General features: G+C 63.4%; 16 protein-coding genes and 1 tRNA gene. 8 read left to right on the top strand and 9 right to left on the bottom strand.

The genetic code is table 11. The features are described from left to right. Positions 1–2: 2 nt before the first annotated feature. The 3 genes from CFR78_RS07480 to CFR78_RS07470 all read right to left on the bottom strand — a co-directional run bounded on the left by CFR78_RS07480 (position 3) and on the right by CFR78_RS07470 (position 3,593). A complete protein-coding gene (locus tag CFR78_RS07480) occupies positions 3–1,337 on the bottom strand; it encodes a homoserine dehydrogenase (RefSeq protein WP_034928479.1) in 1,335 nt (444 codons plus the stop codon). A gap of 26 nt (positions 1,338–1,363) precedes the next feature. Then, positions 1,364–2,605, bottom strand: a complete 1,242-nt coding sequence (locus tag CFR78_RS07475; RefSeq protein ID WP_007397808.1) for an LL-diaminopimelate aminotransferase — start codon at positions 2,603–2,605, stop codon at positions 1,364–1,366. An 88-nt stretch (positions 2,606–2,693) separates the two neighbouring features. Further along, positions 2,694–3,593 (bottom strand): OmpA family protein, encoded by a 900-nt coding sequence (locus CFR78_RS07470; RefSeq protein ID WP_240471335.1) that lies wholly within the window; start codon positions 3,591–3,593, stop codon positions 2,694–2,696. Between the two features lie 306 nt (positions 3,594–3,899). Between CFR78_RS07470 and CFR78_RS07465 the strand changes: the two genes are divergently transcribed. Continuing rightward, a complete protein-coding gene (locus CFR78_RS07465; protein WP_007397811.1) occupies positions 3,900–4,574 on the top strand; it encodes an ATP-dependent Clp protease proteolytic subunit in 675 nt (224 codons plus the stop codon). Between the two features lie 214 nt (positions 4,575–4,788). Then, positions 4,789–5,793 (top strand): ferritin-like domain-containing protein, encoded by a 1,005-nt coding sequence (locus CFR78_RS07460; protein ID WP_007397812.1) that lies wholly within the window; start codon positions 4,789–4,791, stop codon positions 5,791–5,793. Positions 5,794–5,849: 56 nt separating this feature from the next. Here the strand turns inward: CFR78_RS07460 and CFR78_RS07455 are convergent, their stop codons facing one another. Beyond that, on the bottom strand, positions 5,850–6,371 hold the full coding sequence (locus CFR78_RS07455; protein WP_034928475.1) for a hypothetical protein: 522 nt from the start codon (positions 6,369–6,371) through the stop codon (positions 5,850–5,852). A 248-nt stretch (positions 6,372–6,619) separates the two neighbouring features. Here CFR78_RS07455 and CFR78_RS07450 point away from each other — a divergent pair, with 248 nt between their 5' ends. From CFR78_RS07450 to CFR78_RS07425, 6 genes are all read left to right on the top strand, one after another. Further along, positions 6,620–6,988, top strand: a complete 369-nt coding sequence (locus CFR78_RS07450; RefSeq protein WP_034928473.1) for a hypothetical protein — start codon at positions 6,620–6,622, stop codon at positions 6,986–6,988. Positions 6,989–7,061: 73 nt separating this feature from the next. Further along, positions 7,062–7,619, top strand: a complete 558-nt coding sequence (locus CFR78_RS07445; RefSeq protein WP_034928470.1) for a cytochrome b — start codon at positions 7,062–7,064, stop codon at positions 7,617–7,619. Between the two features lie 408 nt (positions 7,620–8,027). Beyond that, positions 8,028–10,124, top strand: coding sequence for a putative bifunctional diguanylate cyclase/phosphodiesterase (locus CFR78_RS07440; protein ID WP_225063322.1), 2,097 nt, complete (start codon positions 8,028–8,030; stop codon positions 10,122–10,124). Positions 10,125–10,162: 38 nt separating this feature from the next. Then, positions 10,163–12,421, top strand: a complete 2,259-nt coding sequence (locus tag CFR78_RS07435) for an EAL domain-containing protein (RefSeq protein ID WP_051672026.1) — start codon at positions 10,163–10,165, stop codon at positions 12,419–12,421. A 77-nt stretch (positions 12,422–12,498) separates the two neighbouring features. Next, positions 12,499–14,727 carry a sensor domain-containing protein gene (locus CFR78_RS07430; protein WP_110581061.1) on the top strand — a complete coding sequence of 743 codons (2,229 nt, stop codon included), beginning with the start codon at positions 12,499–12,501 and terminating at the stop codon, positions 14,725–14,727. A 228-nt stretch (positions 14,728–14,955) separates the two neighbouring features. Beyond that, positions 14,956–16,296 carry a dihydroorotase gene (locus CFR78_RS07425; RefSeq protein WP_034928645.1) on the top strand — a complete coding sequence of 447 codons (1,341 nt, stop codon included), beginning with the start codon at positions 14,956–14,958 and terminating at the stop codon, positions 16,294–16,296. 219 nt (positions 16,297–16,515) lie between these two features. Here the strand turns inward: CFR78_RS07425 and CFR78_RS07420 are convergent. The 5 genes from CFR78_RS07420 to infA form a co-directional block, all read right to left on the bottom strand. Next, positions 16,516–16,591, bottom strand: a tRNA-Phe gene (locus tag CFR78_RS07420). Between the two features lie 60 nt (positions 16,592–16,651). Then, positions 16,652–16,858, bottom strand: coding sequence for a DNA gyrase inhibitor YacG (locus CFR78_RS07415; RefSeq protein ID WP_083824493.1), 207 nt, complete (start codon positions 16,856–16,858; stop codon positions 16,652–16,654). Further along, entirely contained in the window at positions 16,851–17,963 is a 1,113-nt protein-coding gene (locus CFR78_RS07410) for a ribonuclease E/G (RefSeq protein ID WP_034928522.1), read from the bottom strand. The genes CFR78_RS07415 and CFR78_RS07410 overlap by 8 nt, the downstream gene beginning before the upstream one ends. A 2-nt stretch (positions 17,964–17,965) precedes the next feature. Next, complete coding sequence (locus tag CFR78_RS07405) at positions 17,966–18,595, bottom strand: Maf family protein (protein ID WP_034928524.1); 630 nt, start codon at positions 18,593–18,595, stop codon at positions 17,966–17,968. 16 nt (positions 18,596–18,611) lie between these two features. Further along, the gene (gene infA, locus CFR78_RS07400; protein ID WP_010508114.1) at positions 18,612–18,830 is read right to left on the bottom strand and encodes a translation initiation factor IF-1; all 219 of its coding nucleotides are present in this window, start codon (positions 18,828–18,830) and stop codon (positions 18,612–18,614) included. Positions 18,831–18,915 lie beyond the last annotated feature (85 nt).

The raw sequence follows: 18,915 nt of genomic DNA, 5'->3' as shown, positions 1-18,915 counted from the left end.
ATTCACCCCGCGTCAATGCGGATCAGGGCCGGTTCGTCCAGCACCGCTTCCAGTTCGGCAATGTGGTGCAGGGCATGCTGCATGGCGGCTTCGTTGGTTTTGTGCGTCAGCAGCACCAGTGGCACGGCCTGCGTTCCATCGGGCCGGATTTCGTGCGCATCGGCATGCTGGAGCATGCTGCGCAGCGAGACGCCATTGTCACGCAGCACCGCCGTGATATCGGCAATCACCCCCGGGCGGTCACACACGTTCAGCCGCAGGTAGTATTCGCCCGTGAATTCCCTGGCGGGCAGGGCGACCGCCTGCGTCAGGCTGTCGGCATCGCAGCCCCATACCGGAATGGCGGAGCCTCGGGCAATGTCGATCAGGTCGGCACAGACGGCGGTGGCCGTCGGTCCTTCACCTGCCCCCCGGCCTTCCAGCATCAGCCGGCCGACGAAGGCACCTTCCGCCACCACGGCGTTGAACACGCCATTGACCTGTGCCAGCGAGGCATCCTGTGGCACCAGGCAGGGGTGCACGCGGGCCTCGATCCCGTTTTCATGCTGGCGGGCAATGCCCAGCAGCTTGATGCGGTAGCCCATCTTGCGCGCGAACTGCAGGTCGAGCGCACCGATCCGGCGGATGCCCTCGATATAGAGCGAGGCGAACACCACCGGCCGCCCGAAGGCCAGCCCCGCCAGGATGGCCAGCTTGTGGGCGGTGTCGACGCCGTCCACGTCGGTCGAGGGATCGGCCTCGGCATAGCCCAGCTTCTGCGCATCGGCGAGGATCTCGGCAAAGTCACGCCCGGTCTCGTGCATGACGCTGAGGATATAGTTGCAGGTGCCGTTCAGGATGCCGCCGATCTTGAGAATCCGGTCAGCGGCCAGCCCCTCGCGCACGGTCTTGATGGCGGGGATGCCACCGGCCACCGCCGCTTCGAACATGAGCGGCACGCCCGCCTGTTGTGCCGTGCAGGCCAGTTCCGCGCCGTGAATGGCAATCAGCGCCTTGTTGGCGGTCACGACCGGCCTGTGGTTTTCCAGCGCGCGGCTGACGGTCAGCCGTGCCGGACCTTCCGCCCCCCCGATCAGTTCGGCCACAACGTCCACATCGGGATGGGTGGCCAGGTCCTCGGGGGTGTCGCACCACGCCACGCCGGACAGGTCGATTCCGCGGTCACGCGTGCGGTCACGCGCGCTGACGGCGGTGACAACCAGCTCACGGCCCGCGCGGGCGCGGATCAGGCCCGCGTTCTCACGCAGCAGCCTGACAACGCCGGCGCCAACCGTGCCAAGCCCCGCAATACCGATACGCAGGGGCGGGGGGGCGGACGTGGAGGGGGAAGATGTCATTTCTTTTCCGTCAACCGATTGGGCAGTCATGAATGGGCGGGCTGTTCATCAGGCAGGGGGGCCGCCTGCTGCGTGGTGGGGGCGATACCGCCATGTTCGGCCATGAAATGGCGGATGGAGCGCGTGGCCTGACGCAGGCGCTGGGTGTTTTCCACCAGCCCGATCCGCACGAAGCCCTCGCCATGCTCGCCAAAGCCAAGGCCGGGGGCCACGGCAACCCCGGCCTTTTCCAGCAGCAGCTTGGAAAAACCGACACTGCCCAGTTCACGGAACCGCTGCGGGATCGGCGCCCACGCGAACATGGACCCGTCGGGTGATGGCACGTCCCACCCCGCCGCATGCAGGCCCTGGATCAGCACGTCGCGGCGCTTGCGGTAGATGTCGCGAATCTCGGCAACACAGTCCTGCGGACCGCTGAGTGCCGCGACGGCTGCGACCTGGATGGGGGTGAACGCGCCATAGTCCAGATAGGACTTGATGCGCGTCAGGGCCGCGATCAGCTTCGGGTTGCCCGCGGCAAACCCCATGCGCCAGCCTGCCATGGAATAGGTCTTGGACAGCGATGTGAACTCCACCGCGATGTCCTTCGCCCCCGGTACCGCCAGGATGGAGGGCGGCACGTTGTCGCTAAAATAGATTTCGGCATATGCCAGGTCCGACAGGATCCAGATTTCGTGCCTGCGGGCAAAGGCCACCAGCTTGCGGTAGAAATCGATGTCCGCCAGATACGCGGTGGGGTTGGAGGGGAAGTTGACGATCAGCGCCGTGGGCTTGGGCACGGAATGGCGCACCGCGCGTTCCAGCGCCTCCAGCATCTCGTCATCGGGCGTTGCCGGAATGGAGCGCACGGACGCACCGGCGATGATGAAGCCGAACTGGTGGATGGGATAGGACGGGTTGGGCACCAGAATGGTATCACCGGGGCTGGTGATGGCGGACGCAAGGTTGGCCAGCCCTTCCTTGGAACCAAGGGTGGCGATCACTTCCGTCTCGGGGTCAAGCTTCACGTTGAAGCGGCGTTCGTAATACCCCGCCAGTGCCCGCCGCAGGCCGGGAATGCCACGGCTTACGGAATAGCGGTGCGCGCGCGGGTCGGCCACCGTTTCCACCAGCTTCTGCACGATATGCGGCGGGGTGGGGGTGTCGGGATTGCCCATGCCCAGATCGATAATATCCTCCCCCCGCGCTCGGGCCTGGGCCTTGGCCTTGTTGACTTCGGCGAAGACATAGGGCGGCAGGCGGCGGATACGATGGAATTCTTCGGTCATGGGACGCTCTGTTGAGGGCACGCGGCGGCGTGCCGGGTTGGAGATGAATAAGGCCCGGGCTGCCTGCTGGGGCAGCCATGGCACCACTCTAGCGCACGATGGCCAGTCTTGCACCATTGCCAAAGGCATGGGCGCGCACCGTAATGCGACTGGCTGGTACCCCGCGCGCCAGCAGCAGGCGTGTCAGCGTGCGTGCGCGCAGGATGGCAAGGTTCAGCGCCGCCGTCTGCCCTTCCGCTGTGGCGGTGGCGGCATTGCCGTAGCCGTTCACGATCACGAACCTGTTGCCCCGCTGCCTGACGGTGGCGTCCACCACGTCTTCCTCACCCGGTTCGATCTGGTCCGATCCGGGCAGGAAATGGACCGGATCACCGTCATCGGGACTGGCAAGGTGGTAAGTGGGCAGGTCCATCCCGTCGCGCTGCGCGTTGTCGGGCAGGCTGATCCCGCCCACGCCGGGCAGGGCGGGGGGGGCCGCTGCAATGGCGGGCAGGTTGGCGGGTATTGCCTCGGGGTGATCGGGCACCGTGGTGGTGACGTCCGGCATGAGCAGCTGCCCGTTGCCATCACGCGCGGGCGCGGGCTGGGTGGACATGCCGCGCGCGCCCTTCGGGGTGGCCGGTCCATGGCCGGTGGCGCCTCCGGCTGCCGCGGGCGGACTGTCGGCCGCCTGAAGCGAGGCGGACTGGCTGCCCGCCACCGGATGGCCGGGAACGGGCGGGATGTCGGCGGCCGTGGGCATGGTGCCCATGATCGCGTCCTGGCGCTGGTTGAGTTCGCGCTGGGCCTCAAGGTCGGCGGTAATGTCCTCGCGCAGGTCGGGTGAGGGCAGTTCCGGCGGCCTGGTCGGTCCCAGGCCGATCTTTGGATAGGGCTGGTGCGTGCCCGGCGGCGGGGGGCGCTGCTGGCTGATCACGCCGCCCTGATAGTGATGGTACCAGTCGGACAGGCTGTCGACCGTGTCCTGATGGTGCGCGCAGCCCCCCATGCCCGTGGCCAGCAGGGCAAGGAATGCGGCCCGTACGGGGGCGACGCACCCGGCTGGCGGAAAAAAAAATCTGCCGGGACTTGGCGATGCTGCCCGCTTTCCCAATCTCTAGCTCCCGTGGCCTGTTTCGGCCTGTACACGACACAATGCGGACAAACTAGCCTGCAATGCCGATCTTAGCGAGAGGGGTTGCGCCCCGCATCCCCTCCCGGTCGCCCTTTGCGGCCCGGGGGACTTGGCACCGGGCGCAAGGCGGCGCAGGATAGGGGCATGACCAGGACAGTCCCGGAGAATAGGGAGAACCCGATGAACGGCATGCAGCCGAAAGACCGCATCCGCATGGATGATGAAGACCCGAGAGATCCCGATATTCCCGAACCCCAGGGCCCGGAAACCGAGGAACCCGACAAGAACCGCACCCTTTCCTCGCCTATTGGCGAACTGGAAAGTCGTCTGTTCGACCAGCGCAAGGTTCTGGTGTTCGGCCCGATCAACGACAAGATCGCGCGCGATGTGACCGGCCGCCTGCTGGCGCTGGCCGGCGCGTCGGACAAGCCGATCGATGTGTACGTCAACTCCCCCGGTGGCCATGTGGAGAGTGGGGACACCATTCACGACATGATCCGCTTTGTCGATTCGGTGGCCCCCATCAACATGATCGGCACGGGATGGGTGGCTTCCGCCGGCGCCCTGATCTTTGCCGCGGGCAATAAGGAGCGGCGCTTCTGCCTGCCCAATACGCGTTTCCTGCTGCACCAGCCCATGGGCGGCGTGCGCGGACCGGCCACCGATATCGACATCGAGGCGCGCGAGATCGTCAAGATGCGGGCGCGGCTCAACCACCTGTTCGCGCGTGAAACCGGGCAGCCGTACGAAAAGGTGTGCAAGGATACCGACCGCAATTACTGGATGTCCGCGCCGGAAGCGATTGAATATGGGCTGGTCACGCGCGTGATCGACAAGATCTCCGACCTGCATTGATCCAGAACAAGGCGGATCCTCCCGGCCGCCCATAATGGTGGCTGTGCGTGCTGCAGGGGGTGCCATGGCATCCCCTGCGGGTTTTCGATAACAGTTCCGCACCGGTTGGTGCTTCTATATAAATGGGAACCGCCGACAGGGATGTCAGGCCGGAGGGATCGGTACCGCCGCAGGGGGCGTATCCACCCGCCGCCGTTCCGAGCAGCGAGCCGACATGACGAAATCACTTTCCGACATCTATACCACCCTGCCCGAAGCCCGTGATCCGGGCACGGCTACCGCCGATGCGGTGGCCAAGGCCGATTTCAACGCCCGCCACTGGTCCAGCCCGGTACCGGGGCCGCTAAAGCCGGGATCGGCCGAGCACAAGAAGGCGGTGGCGGATATGTTCCGCGATACCTTCAACCCGTACAAGCCGTCGGTCATCGAATGGCCGAAGCTAGACCCGGAAACGCTCAGGCGCGTGACCTCCCTGCCCATATGGGACATCGCGGTCCAGACCGAAGGCAAGGCCCGCCTGCGCATGGCCGCCTACGCCCGGCTGATCGACGACCCGGACATGAAGGATGCCCTGTCACGCAATGCGTGGGAGGAAAACCGCCACAAGGAAGTCCTGTCCAAGATGGTGGCGGCCTATGACATTCCGCTGGCGTCGGAGCCGCCCTATATCGAGCCGCGTGATGTGGAATGGGCCTACATGGTGACCGGGTTTTCGGAATGCGTGGACAGTTTCTTCGCGTTCGGCCTGTTTGCCATTGCCCAGAAATCCGCCTTCTTCCCCCCCGCGCTGATCGATACGTTCGAGCCGGTGATGCAGGAGGAATGCCGCCATATCCTGCTGTTCGCCAACTGGCTGGCCTGGCACCGCGCGACCATGCCGCTGTGGAAGCGCCCGTGGTTCGAGGCGCGCGTGATCGGCGTATGGTTCTTCCTGCTGTACGAGCGCCTGGGCATGGTCACCACCTTTGATGCCGAGGGCAACAGGCACGAGCAGGACAACAACTTCACCGTCAACGGAACCAAGGATGTGGCTGACATCGATGTGCCGCTGCGCGACATGATCGATATCTGCCTGATCGAGAACGAGCGTCGTTTCTCGGGCTATGATCCGCGCCTGCTGCGGCCGAAGCTGGCGCCCAACCTTGCGCGTTTCATCCGGCTGTTCCTCAAGCGCACGCCCAATTCGGCCAGCCTTGAAAGCCAGCCCGGAGCGGCCTGAACCCCGTGCCTCCGCGCCCCGGCCATGTTCATGACATGGCCGGGGCGGGAAAGTCCTCAGCCCAGCGTCGGGCTGGCGTTGCCCGCGCCAAAATCAAGCTGCCCCAGATAGGCAACCCGCGTTGCGGGTACGATATCACCAATCCGGCCGCCATCGATGCGGGCATAGGCATAGACCTTGCTTTCCTCCTCATCGGAGGAGCCGATGGCCAGGCCCGCGAATTCCCTGCCCGCCCCATCGCGCAGCTGCCATACGTCGCCGCGCACCACCGCATCGTATTTGTAGCGGAAGCCGGGCAGGATCCTTGTCAGCAGCAGCGGCATGATTTCGGTCACATCCAGCGCCGTGCGCACGAATTCGGTGCAGGCTTCATCGGGCACGAAATACCCCTTCGTCTTTGCCGCCATCATGATCAGGCCGGGTGTTGTCCCGATGGGAGAGACAAGGCGGCTGCGGATCACGATCTTCTGGTCATCGCGCGAGATTTCCGATGCGATCATGACCGTGCCGACCGGAGCGGCCAGCAGGTCCGGCACAACGGTCATCTGGCTGAGGGGAAGGGTGGCGAGAGTGGTCATCTTTCATTCTCCATCAGGGTACGGGCCCGTGGCGGGATGGCCCGACTGTGCGCCCCGTTACGTTTCATGACAACCACACCCTGGCCCATGTGTTTCATGCTGCATGGCACACGCGCGTAACATGCGTGGCAGAACTGTCCCGCACCCCGTGCGGGCGCGGTAATGTTGATATGTCGGGGCAGGTGTTCCCATGTAGAGATCAGATGCCATGCGACGTGAACCATGGCACGTAACGGGAGAGAAATCAGATGTCGGCTTACATCAGGAAGGGATTGGTGGCGCTGGCCGTCGGGGCCATGCTGGCGGGCAGTGCCGGGGGCGCGCAGGCGCGTGGCCAGTCATCGGGCAGCAGTGCCGCCGGCAGCTACGTGCCGGGGCAGGCGGAAGGGGAGCGCGCATCGGCCGGGGTTTCGCAGTACAGCGCGCCTGAAACGGGGGGCGGCGGCGATGTGCCGCAGTTTGGCAGCGGGGAAAACGGGGAAGCCGACCAGATGACCGGCGCGATGATGATGCCCGGCTCCGCATCCGGCAGCCGCGCGCCTGGCATGACGGATGGCAGCTATAGCAACATGAATATCGGGGGGGAGGACAGCGCCCTCCTGCCCGGCGTCAACTGAACATGCGAACGCGGGCGGCCGGGCCGTTCGGGCTGCCCGCAGCCTCCGGCCATTTGGATGACGGGTGACCGCAATGACCGTTTCTTCCTTCCGTTCGCCAGCGCCGCCCGTGCGCTACAGCTGGGAAACCCGCTGGCTGCACTGGCTGACGGCCGTGCTGGTGGTGGAACAGTTCACCGTCGGGCAGGTGGCATGGCATCTGCTTGACCGCGGCCTGCCGCTGCGTGCGTTCCTTGTGGTGACCCATACCTCGCTGGGGGTGCTGCTGGCGGCCGTGTTCGTGACCCGCATCGCGTGGGGCATGACCGGGGGACGGGCCATCCGCTTTCCCGTTGTAACGTTTCAGGAACGCATTGCACGCAGCGTGCACCGGCTGCTCTATCTGCTGCTGGGGGGGGAAATCGTGTTTGGATACATGGCGCGCTGGTCAACCGGCCGGCCCGTGATTGCCTTTGGTATACCGATCAGTTCACCTTTTCCGGTACTGATACGCGGAACACATTCCTTTTTTTCATGGTTACATCACTGGAATGCGTGGTTACTGCTTGTTGTTGCAGCTTTTCACGCAGGCGCGGGTCTGTACCATCTATTTGTTTATCGTGACCGGGTTTTCCAGCGCATGCTGCCCTGAATAAGACGATCCTGCCGGGGTTTGGCATAAATTCCTATCGGTAGGTAATTACACATTCTACAAAAATGAAAACCCAGTATTTATATAGGAAAATAAACCTATTATATGGGTTTTAAATAGGATTATCCTATTAATTAAATGCTTGACCGCTATGCATTGGTTTTGGGAATTTGAAACATTTTTCCATATGGGGCCAAACAATATTTTTTTGTTGCATATCATGCGAATGTTTACTAATATCAGGTTAATCTCAGCAAATATAAAAATAAATAACTGAATAACCTGTTTTGATGCCCCTGTTGTAGGCGGTTGATGCCAGATGATTTTCCGCATTCCCCCATGCGGCATCGGATGTTACCCTGAATTTTCTGATGTTCTGGTGGTATTGATCGTTCAAAAATGGAAGCCATGAGCAATCATATCTATGAACTGAAGGTATATAATCCCTTCCTGCTTGCTGGTGCGTTTATTGTCTGTCTCGCGGGCGCGTGGATTACCATGCGCCTGGTGACCCGTGTGTCGGAAACACGCGGCAGGCAGCGTATCGGCTGGTATTTCCTCGCGGCCATGGCGGGCGCCAGTTTTGTCTGGTGCACGCATTTTGCCGCCATGCTGGCCTATAACTGCAGTGCCGGGGTCCACCTTGACCCGACCGAGACGGTGCTGTCGCTGCTGGCCATGTTCGTGGCCGTTCCGTTTGCCATCATGGCGGCGGCGCGGCTGTACGGGCGTGGCGGATGCCTGCTGGGCGGCATGATCTTCGGGATCGGCGTTGCCTGCATGCATTATATCGGCATGGCGGCCTATCATGTGGATGCCCCGGTCACATGGAACCTGCCGCTGGTCGGCCTGTCGGTCGTGATCGGCATCGGCCTGTCGTCGGTGGCGTTCATGCTGGCGCTGCGGCCGGCCAGCCTGCGCCGTGAGGTCGGGATGACGCTGGCCATGGTCGGCGCCGTGGCGGGGCTGCATTTTACCGGCATGGCCGCCATGCATATCGTCATGCAGCAGCACATGGACATGGCCGGCGATAACGGTCAGTTCCAGGCCATTGGCTTCGCTGTCATCGGCGGCTCCATGCTGACGATCATCGCCGGAATCGCCTGTTATGTGATTGATGGCAGCCTGCGGCAGGATTCCTATCAGGAACTGCACCGCATGGCGATGTCGGACGCGCTGACCGGCCTGCCCAACCGCATCAGCTTCAATGAGCGGCTGGAGCAGGAAGTGGCAACGGCCGACAGGACCGGCGCACAGTTCGCGCTGATCGGCATCGACCTGAACAAGTTCAAGGAAATCAACGACACGCGCGGACATGCGGCGGGTGATATTGTCCTGACCACGCTGGCCGAACGGTTCAGTGCCCTGCTGGGCGCGGGGGAGTTCGTGGCCCGCCTGGGGGGGGATGAGTTCATCGCCATCCACCGCACGTCCGACCGGGCCGAACTGCATGGCTTTGTCGAGCGCATCCAGCATGCGCTCAACCAGCCCATTCCCATTGATGACTATCTGGTCACCAGCGGGGGCAGCATCGGGGTCGCGGTGTATCCGGTCGATGCGAAAGACAGCGAAACCCTGATCTCACGCGCGGATCTGGCCATGTACCGCGCCAAGACCGACCTGCACGAGACCATATGGTATTACGAAAGCTCGCTGGACCAGAATCTCTGCGCGCGTCGCGCTCTGGGCGATGACCTGAAGAAAGCCATGGTGGACGGGCAGCTTTCGCTGTCCTTCCAGGTGCAGACCGTGGTCGCCACCGGGGCGGTATCGGGCTACGAGGCCCTGCTGCGCTGGGATCATCCCGTCCGTGGCGCCATTCCGCCGGTCGAGATTCTGGAACTTGCCGATGAGAACGGCCTGATCATCCAGCTTGGTGAATGGGTACTCGATCAGGCGTGCCATGCCGCGGTGGAGTGGGACGAGAATGTGCGCGTTGCGGTCAACATGTCCGTAACCCAGTTCCTTCAGCCTGCATTCGATACGATCGTGGCTGCTGTCCTGGCCCGCAGCGGGCTGTCAGCGCACCGTCTGGTCATCGAGATCAGTGAGGCCACGGTGCAGCGCGACCGCCGCCGCGCCCTTGCCATGGCGCGCAAGGTGCATGCAATGGGCGTGTGCCTGGCACTGGATGCCTTTGGCGGCCCGCATTCGGTCCTGTCGATGCTGTACGATTTCCCCTTTGACAAGATCAAGATCGACCGTTCCCTCATGCAGAAGGTGGATACCGATCCCGCCATGGCGGAACTGGTCCGTTCGGTCATGGTGGCGGGGCATGCGCTGCATATCTCGGTTCTGGCGCAGGGAATTGAGACGGCGGCCCAGCTTGCCGTGGTGTCGGCCAAGGGATGTGATGAAAGCCAGGGCTACCTGATCGGTCATCCGGGCCAGATGACGCCGACCGCCCCGGGCACCCGTCCTGATGACGCGCATGGCATGCGCCAGGCTTTTGCCGCCCGTCCGCTGCGTGCCGCGGCCTTTCCCCTTTCCTATCCTGAAATCTGAGATTTCCGGCATTTCCCATGAAACAGTACGAGCATGTAATGAACCCACACCAGGCACCCCTGACGACTGAAGAAAAACCGGCAGGCCGTGAACTTGACATGACCGCTGATGTCAGCCTGCAGCTTCTTGAGCAGGCAACCGACGGCGTGGTCATCATCAACGAGCGTAACGAGATCGTTTTCTTCAATCCGGCTGCGGAAAAACTGTGGGGCTTTACCGAAAGCGAAGTGCTGGGGCGCAATGTCAGCTGCCTTGTGCCCTCCGTCTATCGGGGTGATCATGACAGCTACATCTACAAGAACCGCAAGACCGGCGTGAACCGTATTGTCGGTACTTCCCGCGAGGTCACGTTCGAGAACAAGGCCGGTGACTACATTTCGGGCGAGATGTCGATCTCGACAGCGCTGCTTGGCCCGGAAAAGAAGCGCTACTACATGGCCTTCATGAAAGGCGTGACCGAGGAGAGCCACCGCCGCAAGCTGCTGGACCTGCAGAACACGGTGTTCCAGGCCATCTCCAACGACATGCAGGTGGAGGACGTGGCCGACCTGGTCTGCCGTGAGGTGGAAAGCTTCGTACCCAATACCGTATCCGCCATCATCCTGCTGGATGAAAACAACCGCCTGAGCATCCTGTCAGGTCCCGGCCTGCCGCGCCGGTATGCGGCGGCGCTTGAGAACATGTCGCTGACCGAGGGTGACCTTGCCGCCCTGGGCAATGACCTGTCGGAAGCCAACAGCATCGTATGGGACAGCTACCGTTCGCTTGGTATCTCGCTGGGGCTGCACAACTGCTGGGCTTCGGCCATCAAGTCGCGCAACGGGCGGATTTCGGGCATCTTCGCGCTGTATTCGCGCAATCAGTACAAGCTGAGTGACTGGCCGCAGAAGATTGTCAGTGGCTGCGTGCCCTTCTGTAGCGTGGTGATCGAGAATTACGAGGCCCAGCAGCATATCTCGCAGCTGGCCAATCATGACTCCCTGACCGGCTTCCTCAACCGTACGGCGATCCACAAGGTCATCAAGTCGATGATCGACCGCCCCGGTGACAACAGGTTCGCGGTCTTCATGATCGATATCGACCGCTTCCGCGACATCAATGACACGCTTGGCCACATGAATGGCGATGCCTTCCTGCGCGCCATTGCCGAGCGGCTCAAGATGATGTCGCGCAGCAACTACATCCTCAGCCGTTCGGGCGGGGACGAGTTCGTCATCGTCATGCCCGACAGTGACGAGGAACGCGCCACGGCCTTTGCCGAAAGCCTGATCAAGGCCATGCAGGAACCCATCGAGATTGCGGGCAACCTGCTGGTTGTGTCCCTTGGCATCGGTATCAGCCTGTTCCCCGAAAACGGGCCGGACGGGGAATCGCTGCTGGGCCATGCCGAAATCGCCATGCGCCGGTGCAAGAAGGAGGCCCGTGGCGGTTACTGCGTGTCCAGCACGGCGGATAACCGCGCGGCGCAGGACCGGCTGCTGCTGGGGTCCGCGCTGCGCGAATCGCTGGCCAAGGGCATGCTCAACCTGCATTACCAGCCGCAGGTCGATATCAAGACCGGCCGCCTGTATGGCGTGGAGGCCCTGTCGCGGTGGAAGCATCCCACGCTGGGCAACATCTACCCCTCACGCTTCATTGCCGTGGCGGAGGATACCGGGCAGATCGAGACGATCGGCACCTGGTCGCTGGAGGAAGCGACGCGCCAGATCATCGACTGGGAGCGCAAGGGCCTGTATGTCCCCACCGTCTCGGTCAACCTGTCGGCCGCGCATTTCCGCAATCGCGGGCTGCCCGCGCTGATCGAGCGGATCCTGAAGGAGCGCACCCTTAACCCCGAGCGCCTGACGGTGGAGATTACCGAAAGCGTGATGATGGATGAGAACGAGGATACGATGGAAGGGCTTGCCGCCATCCGTAACCTTGGTGTCGGCCTGTCGATGGATGATTTCGGCACGGGCTATTCCAGCCTGTCGCGCCTGACGCGCCTGCCGCTGACCGAAATCAAGATCGACCGCAGCTTCATCATGAACCTTGAGCATGATCCCAACGCGCAGGCCGTGACCACGGCGGTGATCGGCATTGGCAACCGCCTGGGCATGACGGTTGTGACCGAGGGTGTCGAGACCGAGGCCCAGCTCAAGCTGCTGCAGGGCCTGAACTGCGATGTGGTGCAGGGCTATCTGTTCGCCCGTCCCATGGCGCCAGCCGACATGCTTGCGTGGTCACAGGATGCTGGCCGCAGGCTGGAAGCCAGCATAAGCGAAGCCAATGCGCGCCAGAGCGGACAGCCTGCCTGAATTCTGTCATGATCGACTGGCTGTCTCTATAATCCCGGTACCTGGTTGGAAACAGGTGTTCATCATTTTGGATTACTATGAAACCCAAGAATTCCATTTCTCTACCCGCCGCCGACACCATTCCTGACATCAGTTTCGAACTGCTCAGTCAGGCAAAGGATGGCATGGTCATCATTGATGACCACAACATGATCCTGTACGCCAATCCGGCAGCCGAAACGCTATGGGGTTATGAGCCGGGTACACTGGTGGGCAGGCCCGTGAGTGAACTGCTGGCGGCATCGATAGAGAACGGGCACCTGCCCTTCAATATGGAGGCGCCGACGGTCGTGCCGGAGCCGGTCGCAGGCGAAGTCACGTTTGAAAACCGCAGCGGGGACTACATTTCCGCCGAGGTCAGCCTGAGTGCCGCCAAGGTCGGTGCATCGGGCCGGAATTACCGGCTGATGATGGTGCGCGGCATTACGGGCGCGGGCCATCGCAGCCGGGTGATGGAACTGCAGAACACGGTTTTCCGCTCGCTTTCCAGCGAGATCCAGATCCAGGACGTGGCGGACATGGTCTGCCGCGAAGTGGAGGTACTGGTTCCCAACACCGTGGCCGTGCTGATCCTGCTGGATGAGCAGAACCGCCTGCGCATCCTGTCCGGCCCCGGCATGCCACGCCGCTTTGCCGCGGCGCTGGAGGAGATGCGCCTGACCGAAGCGGACATCGCGGCGCTGGCCAATGACCTGGGGGAAGCCACCACCATCGTGTGGGACAGCTACCGCTCCGTTGGCATCTCGCTGGGGCTGCACCATTGCTGGGCATCGGCCATCCGCACGCGCAATGACCGCATCACGGGCATCTTCGCGCTGTATTCGCGCTCCGAGCGCAGCCGGGGGGAATGGCCCGCGCAGATCGTGAACAGCTGCGTGCCCTTCTGTGGTGTGCTGATCGAACAGCACGAGGCACGCCAGCACATCTCGCAGCTGTCCAATTTCGATCCGCTGACCGGCTTCCTCAACCGCACGGCAGTGCACAAGGTGATCCGGTCCATGATCGGCCAGCCGGGGGATAACCACTTCGCGCTGTACATGATCGATATCGACCGTTTCCGTGATATCAATGACGCGCTTGGCCACATCAATGGTGACGGGTTCCTCAAGTCGGTTTCGGAGCGGCTGAAGGGCATCTCGCGCAGCAATTACGTGCTGAGCCGGTCTGGACCGAATGAATTCCTGATCATCGTGCCCAATACCCGCAAGGAAGATGCGGTCAAGTTCGCCACGATGCTGCATGACAGCGTCAAGCAGCCGATCGAGATTGGCGGCAACATGATCGTGCCCACGCTGGGCATCGGCATCAGTGTCTTCCCCGAAAACGGGCCTGACGGGGAATCCCTGCTCAGCTATGCCGAGCAGGCCATGCGCCATGCCAAGCGCGCGGGCCTGGGCATGACCCACCTTGCCCGTTCGGAAGATAACAAGGCGGCGCAGGACCGGCTGCTGCTGGGTTCCGCCCTGCGTGAATCACTGGCCAAGGGGCTGCTCAACCTGCAGTACCAGCCACAGATCGACGTGCGCAACAATACGCTGTATGGCGTGGAAGCGCTTTCGCGGTGGAACCATCCCACACTGGGCAACATCTATCCCTCACGCTTCATTGCCGTGGCGGAAGAGACCGGCCAGATCGAGGCGATCGGCACCTGGTCGCTTGAACGCGCGGTGCACCAGATCCTGGAATGGGATGCCCATGGCGTGCATGTGCCCACCGTGGCGGTCAACCTGTCCGCGGGGCATTTCCGCAACCGGAACCTGCCCGGCTTCATCGCCCGCCTGCTGAGCGAGAGCCGGCTGGAGCCGAAGCGTCTGACGGTGGAGATTACCGAAAGCGTCATGATGACGGAAAACGAGGATACGAACATGGTCCTGCAGGCCATCCGTAACCTTGGCGTTGCCCTGTCCATGGATGATTTCGGCACGGGTTATTCATCCCTGTCGCGCCTGACCCGGCTGCCGCTGACCGAAATCAAGATCGACCGCAGCTTCATCATGAACCTTGAGCATGATGCCAATGCCCAGGCGGTGACCACCGCCGTGATTGGCATTGGTGGCCGCCTGGGCATGACGGTGGTGACGGAAGGGGTGGAAACCATCCGCCAGCTTGACCTGCTGCGCCAGCTTGGCTGTGACGTGGTGCAGGGCTATCTGTTTGCCCGGCCCATGACGCCGGACAAGCTGGAGGAGTGGATTCGTGACAACAGGCTGGCAGCCGTGCTGAAGGAAGCACAGGACGCTTCGGTCGCCATTCCTTCGGGCGAGTAATCCCCCTCAGCCTGCGGATGCTGCCCTCACACCCCGGTTCGCAAGGACCGGGGTGTTTTCGTGGGTGCGTTCCCATGCGCGCGGGAATGGTTTGCACGCTGGCGGGCGCATGCCATACACCGGATGACGGACGCGTGGGGCCGTGCGGCACATCTGCCCCGGCGCGCCATCTGCCGCCCGTGCGCCCGCCCGTGGCCGGTCGCGGGGCCATGACCACAGGATATGCCCATGACCTTACCCGTTTTTGATCTCTGTCTTGAAAATGGCAGCGTTGTCCTGCCCGATGCCACGGTCGTGACCAGTGTGTACGTGCGTGACGGACGGATTGCCCGTATTGGCGGGCAGGGAGATGCGGGGCGTGTGATCGACTGTACCGGGCTGACCATCCTGCCTGGCGTGATCGACACGCAGGTCCATTTTCGTGAACCCGGCCTGACCGGGGCGGAAGACCTGGCAACGGGCAGCATGGCCGCCGTGATGGGCGGTGTGACCGCCGTGTTCGAGATGCCCAACACAAAACCCGCCACGGACTGCCCCGAAGCCGTGCTGGACAAGCTGGAACGCGCGCGCGGGCGCATGTGGTGCGACCATGCCTTTTATGTCGGGGCCACTACGGATAATGCCGATCGCTGCGGGGAACTGGAAAGGCTGCCGGGTACGGCGGGGATCAAGATCTTCATGGGGTCTTCCACCGGCAGCCTGCTGGTATCCGATGATGCGGTGCTGGAGCGCGTGCTGCGCTCCGGCCACCGCCGTGTGGCCATCCATGCCGAGGACGAGGGCCGTTTGCATGCACGCCTGTCCGAACGCAGGGCGGGTGATCCCGCCTCCCACCCCGTATGGCGGGATGAGGAAACGGCCCTGCGCGCCACGAAGCGTATTGTCAGTCTGGCCCGGCGCACGGGGCGGCGTATCCATGTGCTGCATGTCACCACTCCGGCCGAACTGGAATTCCTGTCTGGTCACAAGGATATCGCCAGTTGCGAGGTCACGCCGCAGCATCTGACGCTGGCGGGGGAGGAAGCCTATGCCGAACTGGGCACGCTGGCGCAGATGAACCCCCCCATCCGTGGCCGCGCATGGCGCGACGGGCTGTGGTACTGGATGGGGCAGGGCGTGCCCGACATCATCGGCTCCGACCATGCGCCCCATGCGCTGGAAGCCAAGCAGCGCAGCTATCCCGACAGTCCGTCCGGCATGCCGGGCGTTCAGACGCTGCTGCCGCTTATGCTGGACCATGTGGCCCATGGGCGGCTGTCGCTGCGCCGGGTGGTGGACATGACATCGGCTGGCCCGCAGCGCCTGTTCGGGCTGGTGCGCAAGGGACGGATCGCGGTGGGATATGATGCCGATTTCTCGGTGGTCGACCTTGCCGCGCGCTGGACGGTGCAGCAGGACTGGCTGGCGTCCAAATGCGGGTGGTCACCCTTTGTGGGGCGTGAACTGCATGGTCGCCCGGTTGGTACCATCATCCGGGGCCATGTCGCCATGTGGGAAAACCAGCTTGCCCCCACCGCGCAGGGTGCCCCCCTGCTGTTTGAAGCCACGGACCGTCCGCTGGCACCCTGAGCGGCATGGCCTGCCGATAAGAAGCGACAGGGGTTTCCGGGCGTCGCCTTTTTTATAAAGGCGACGTTCCTGAAGCTTTTTGAAAAAAGCTTCACCAAACACTTCTTTCTGTCTGGTGGAAGAGACGTGGGGCCGCCCTGCCTGCCAGATGGCATGCGGAAGGGTGTGGGGACCGGCTGTCCTGCTAACAGGAAGCTGTGTTTTTTTCAGGGAATTAAATGGTGCCCAAGGGCGGGATCGAACCACCGACACTGCGATTTTCAGTCGCATGCTCTACCAACTGAGCTACTTGGGCACCGGGCCGTTGTCCGGCTGGGTCAGGGCAACCGGGGCCGTCCTGACGTTGGACAAGCGTTTAACCTACCTCATCATCGGGATCAACCCGTCTTGTGTATTTTTCATCCTCCGCAGGGGGAAACTCGCTTGAGGGCACCCGGTACTGGCCCGAAAACCAGCGGCCAAGGTCCACATCCGCACAGCGGCGCGAGCAGAACGGCCGGTAGCGTGCCTGGGCAGGCTGGCCGCAGATGGGGCAGGGGGGCAGGGCAGGGGGTTCAGTCATGGTCAGTTCTCCAGCCATGGGCAGGCAGGATCGGGTCGGCAACCGGCTGGAGCACGCGGCCCGTCAGGCGTAAGAAATCCGCCATCCAGCCCGGATGGTCCTGCACCAGCCGCAGTGTCGCCTGCCCGCAGGCCAGCAGCACGGGCCGCCCGTTGGGGGGCATGCCACGATAGACCTGCATCTGCACACGCAGCGCGCGCAGCAGCCGCCCTTCGTGGGAGTGGAACAGTTCATGCAGCGGCGGGTGCACGCGCGGGCGGACGATTTCCGCAAGTCCCAGCGCCGTAAAGCCCAGGAAGCGTGGGCGCAGCGGGTCATCCTTCAGCACGGTTTCCACCGTTTCCGCCAGGGCACGACGCTTGCGGATGGCAAGCCCCGCCACATCCACGATGATCGCACCGGACAGGTTGCGCAGGCGGAGCTGGTGCAGCAGGTCGGGCAATGCGTCGCGGTTGGCGGCAAACTGCGCGGTCTGCTTGGGGCGTCGGTCCATACTGGCGCCCCCCCCGTCCATGTCGATGGCAGTCAGGGCGGGCGTGGGGGTGATGCTGGCCGTCATGCCGCCCGGCAGTTGCACGACCGGGTCTTCCAGCGCATCCACCTGGGCGCGCAGATCGGCGTCGAATGCGGCGCTGACGCGCAGGAGCCGGGGATGAAGGTCCGCAGGCAGCGCGGTGGCAAGGGCCGCGTCATCAATGGCGACGGGCGCATCGGGGCAAGACCGTGCCAGCCGCTCCAGAGGGGTGGGGCCACGGCGCAGCAGGCCAGGTTCGGACCCGCCGGGCAGGTCGGGGGGCAGGTTGCGCGCACCCAGCCGCACACCCTTGCCGCCCTGTGCGCTGCGGGTCACGCGAACCAGGACCACCTGCCCCTGCGTAAGGGGGCCAAGCCCTTCCGAATCGGGCAGGAACCCGGCCTGTTCCAGACCCGGCAGGGCAATGAAGGTGCCCCCCAGGGCAGGCACATGGGCACTGACGCGCGCACGGTAAAGGTCGCCCACGCCATCGGCCATGTCTGGCCGCCACAGCGCGAAATCGCGCAGCCTGCCATTATCGGTTACGGCAATGCGGATCTCTCCGGGGCTGCTGCTGGCGCAGATGCGCATGCTCACCGCACCCAGCGCCCTTTCTGCCCGCGCAGCATCTGCGCGGTCTCGAACAGGGGCAGTCCCACAATGCCGGTATAGCTGCCTGACAGGAACCGCACGAACGCCGCCGCATGGCCCTGTATGGCATAGCCACCAGCCTTGCCCTGCCAGTCACCGGCTTCGATCAGCGCGTCAATCTGCAACGGGGTCAGGCGTGAGAAGGCAACCGTGCTGGCAACCAGCCTGCTGCCCGCGCGCCCGTCCTTCCACGCGGCGGTGGGGCGCAGGGCCACGGCGGTAAAGACGGTATGGCGCCGCCCCGACAGCAGGTTCAGGCACGCGCGCGCCGTCTGCGCGTCCTCGGCCTTGGGCAGGATACGCCGGCCAAGGGCCACGACGGTATCCGCCGCCATGACCAGTGCGGGGCCATCCAGTCGACCGGCCACAAGATCCGCCTTTTCCATGGCCAGGCGCTGGGCATGGGGGCGGGGCAGTTCATCGCGCCGGGGGGTTTCATCAAGATCGGCAGGGCATACCCGGTCGGGCACGACCCCGATCTGCCGCAGGAGCTCAAGCCTGCGCGGCGAAGCCGAGGCCAGGACAAGCTGCGCACCCGCATCCGCCCCGGCAGGGGCGGTGTTTTCGGTCATGACCGGCAAGGGCGGCTTACTTGAAGCGGAATGTGATGCGACCCTTCGTCAGGTCATAGGGCGTCATTTCCACGTTCACGCGGTCGCCTGCCAGCACGCGGATACGGTTCTTGCGCATCTTGCCACTGGTATGCGCCAGAATGGTATGCTCATTATCCAGTGTGACGCGGAACATGGCATTGGGCAGCAGTTCGGTAACTGTGCCGCTGAATTCGATCATGTCTTCTTTCGACATCGTGTCCTTCAATCATCAAGGTTTGCCGTCCTGCCGCAGAAATTGCGTGCGGTACGGTTGGTTTATGTGGGGATACGCGCGGCCC

Source organism: Komagataeibacter rhaeticus (assembly GCF_003207855.1).
Classification (GTDB): domain Bacteria; phylum Pseudomonadota; class Alphaproteobacteria; order Acetobacterales; family Acetobacteraceae; genus Komagataeibacter; species Komagataeibacter rhaeticus.
This window is presented reverse-complemented; position numbering and strand designations above follow the sequence as displayed.

Bases quoted from the DNA above. Each gene is read 5' to 3' on its own strand.
- CFR78_RS07480 (WP_034928479.1), bottom strand. From the start codon at position 1,337: ATGACATCTTCCCCCTCCACGTCCGCCCCCCCGCCCCTGCGTATCGGT.
- CFR78_RS07475 (WP_007397808.1), bottom strand. From the start codon at position 2,605: ATGACCGAAGAATTCCATCGTATCCGCCGCCTGCCGCCCTATGTCTTC.
- CFR78_RS07470 (WP_240471335.1), bottom strand. From the start codon at position 3,593: ATGGGGGGCTGCGCGCACCATCAGGACACGGTCGACAGCCTGTCCGAC.
- CFR78_RS07465 (WP_007397811.1), top strand. From the start codon at position 3,900: ATGAACGGCATGCAGCCGAAAGACCGCATCCGCATGGATGATGAAGAC.
- CFR78_RS07460 (WP_007397812.1), top strand. From the start codon at position 4,789: ATGACGAAATCACTTTCCGACATCTATACCACCCTGCCCGAAGCCCGT.
- CFR78_RS07455 (WP_034928475.1), bottom strand. From the start codon at position 6,371: ATGACCACTCTCGCCACCCTTCCCCTCAGCCAGATGACCGTTGTGCCG.
- CFR78_RS07450 (WP_034928473.1), top strand. From the start codon at position 6,620: ATGTCGGCTTACATCAGGAAGGGATTGGTGGCGCTGGCCGTCGGGGCC.
- CFR78_RS07445 (WP_034928470.1), top strand. From the start codon at position 7,062: ATGACCGTTTCTTCCTTCCGTTCGCCAGCGCCGCCCGTGCGCTACAGC.
- CFR78_RS07440 (WP_225063322.1), top strand. From the start codon at position 8,028: ATGAGCAATCATATCTATGAACTGAAGGTATATAATCCCTTCCTGCTT.
- CFR78_RS07435 (WP_051672026.1), top strand. From the start codon at position 10,163: ATGAACCCACACCAGGCACCCCTGACGACTGAAGAAAAACCGGCAGGC.
- CFR78_RS07430 (WP_110581061.1), top strand. From the start codon at position 12,499: ATGAAACCCAAGAATTCCATTTCTCTACCCGCCGCCGACACCATTCCT.
- CFR78_RS07425 (WP_034928645.1), top strand. From the start codon at position 14,956: ATGACCTTACCCGTTTTTGATCTCTGTCTTGAAAATGGCAGCGTTGTC.
- CFR78_RS07415 (WP_083824493.1), bottom strand. From the start codon at position 16,858: ATGACTGAACCCCCTGCCCTGCCCCCCTGCCCCATCTGCGGCCAGCCT.
- CFR78_RS07410 (WP_034928522.1), bottom strand. From the start codon at position 17,963: ATGCGCATCTGCGCCAGCAGCAGCCCCGGAGAGATCCGCATTGCCGTA.
- CFR78_RS07405 (WP_034928524.1), bottom strand. From the start codon at position 18,595: ATGACCGAAAACACCGCCCCTGCCGGGGCGGATGCGGGTGCGCAGCTT.
- infA (WP_010508114.1), bottom strand. From the start codon at position 18,830: ATGTCGAAAGAAGACATGATCGAATTCAGCGGCACAGTTACCGAACTG.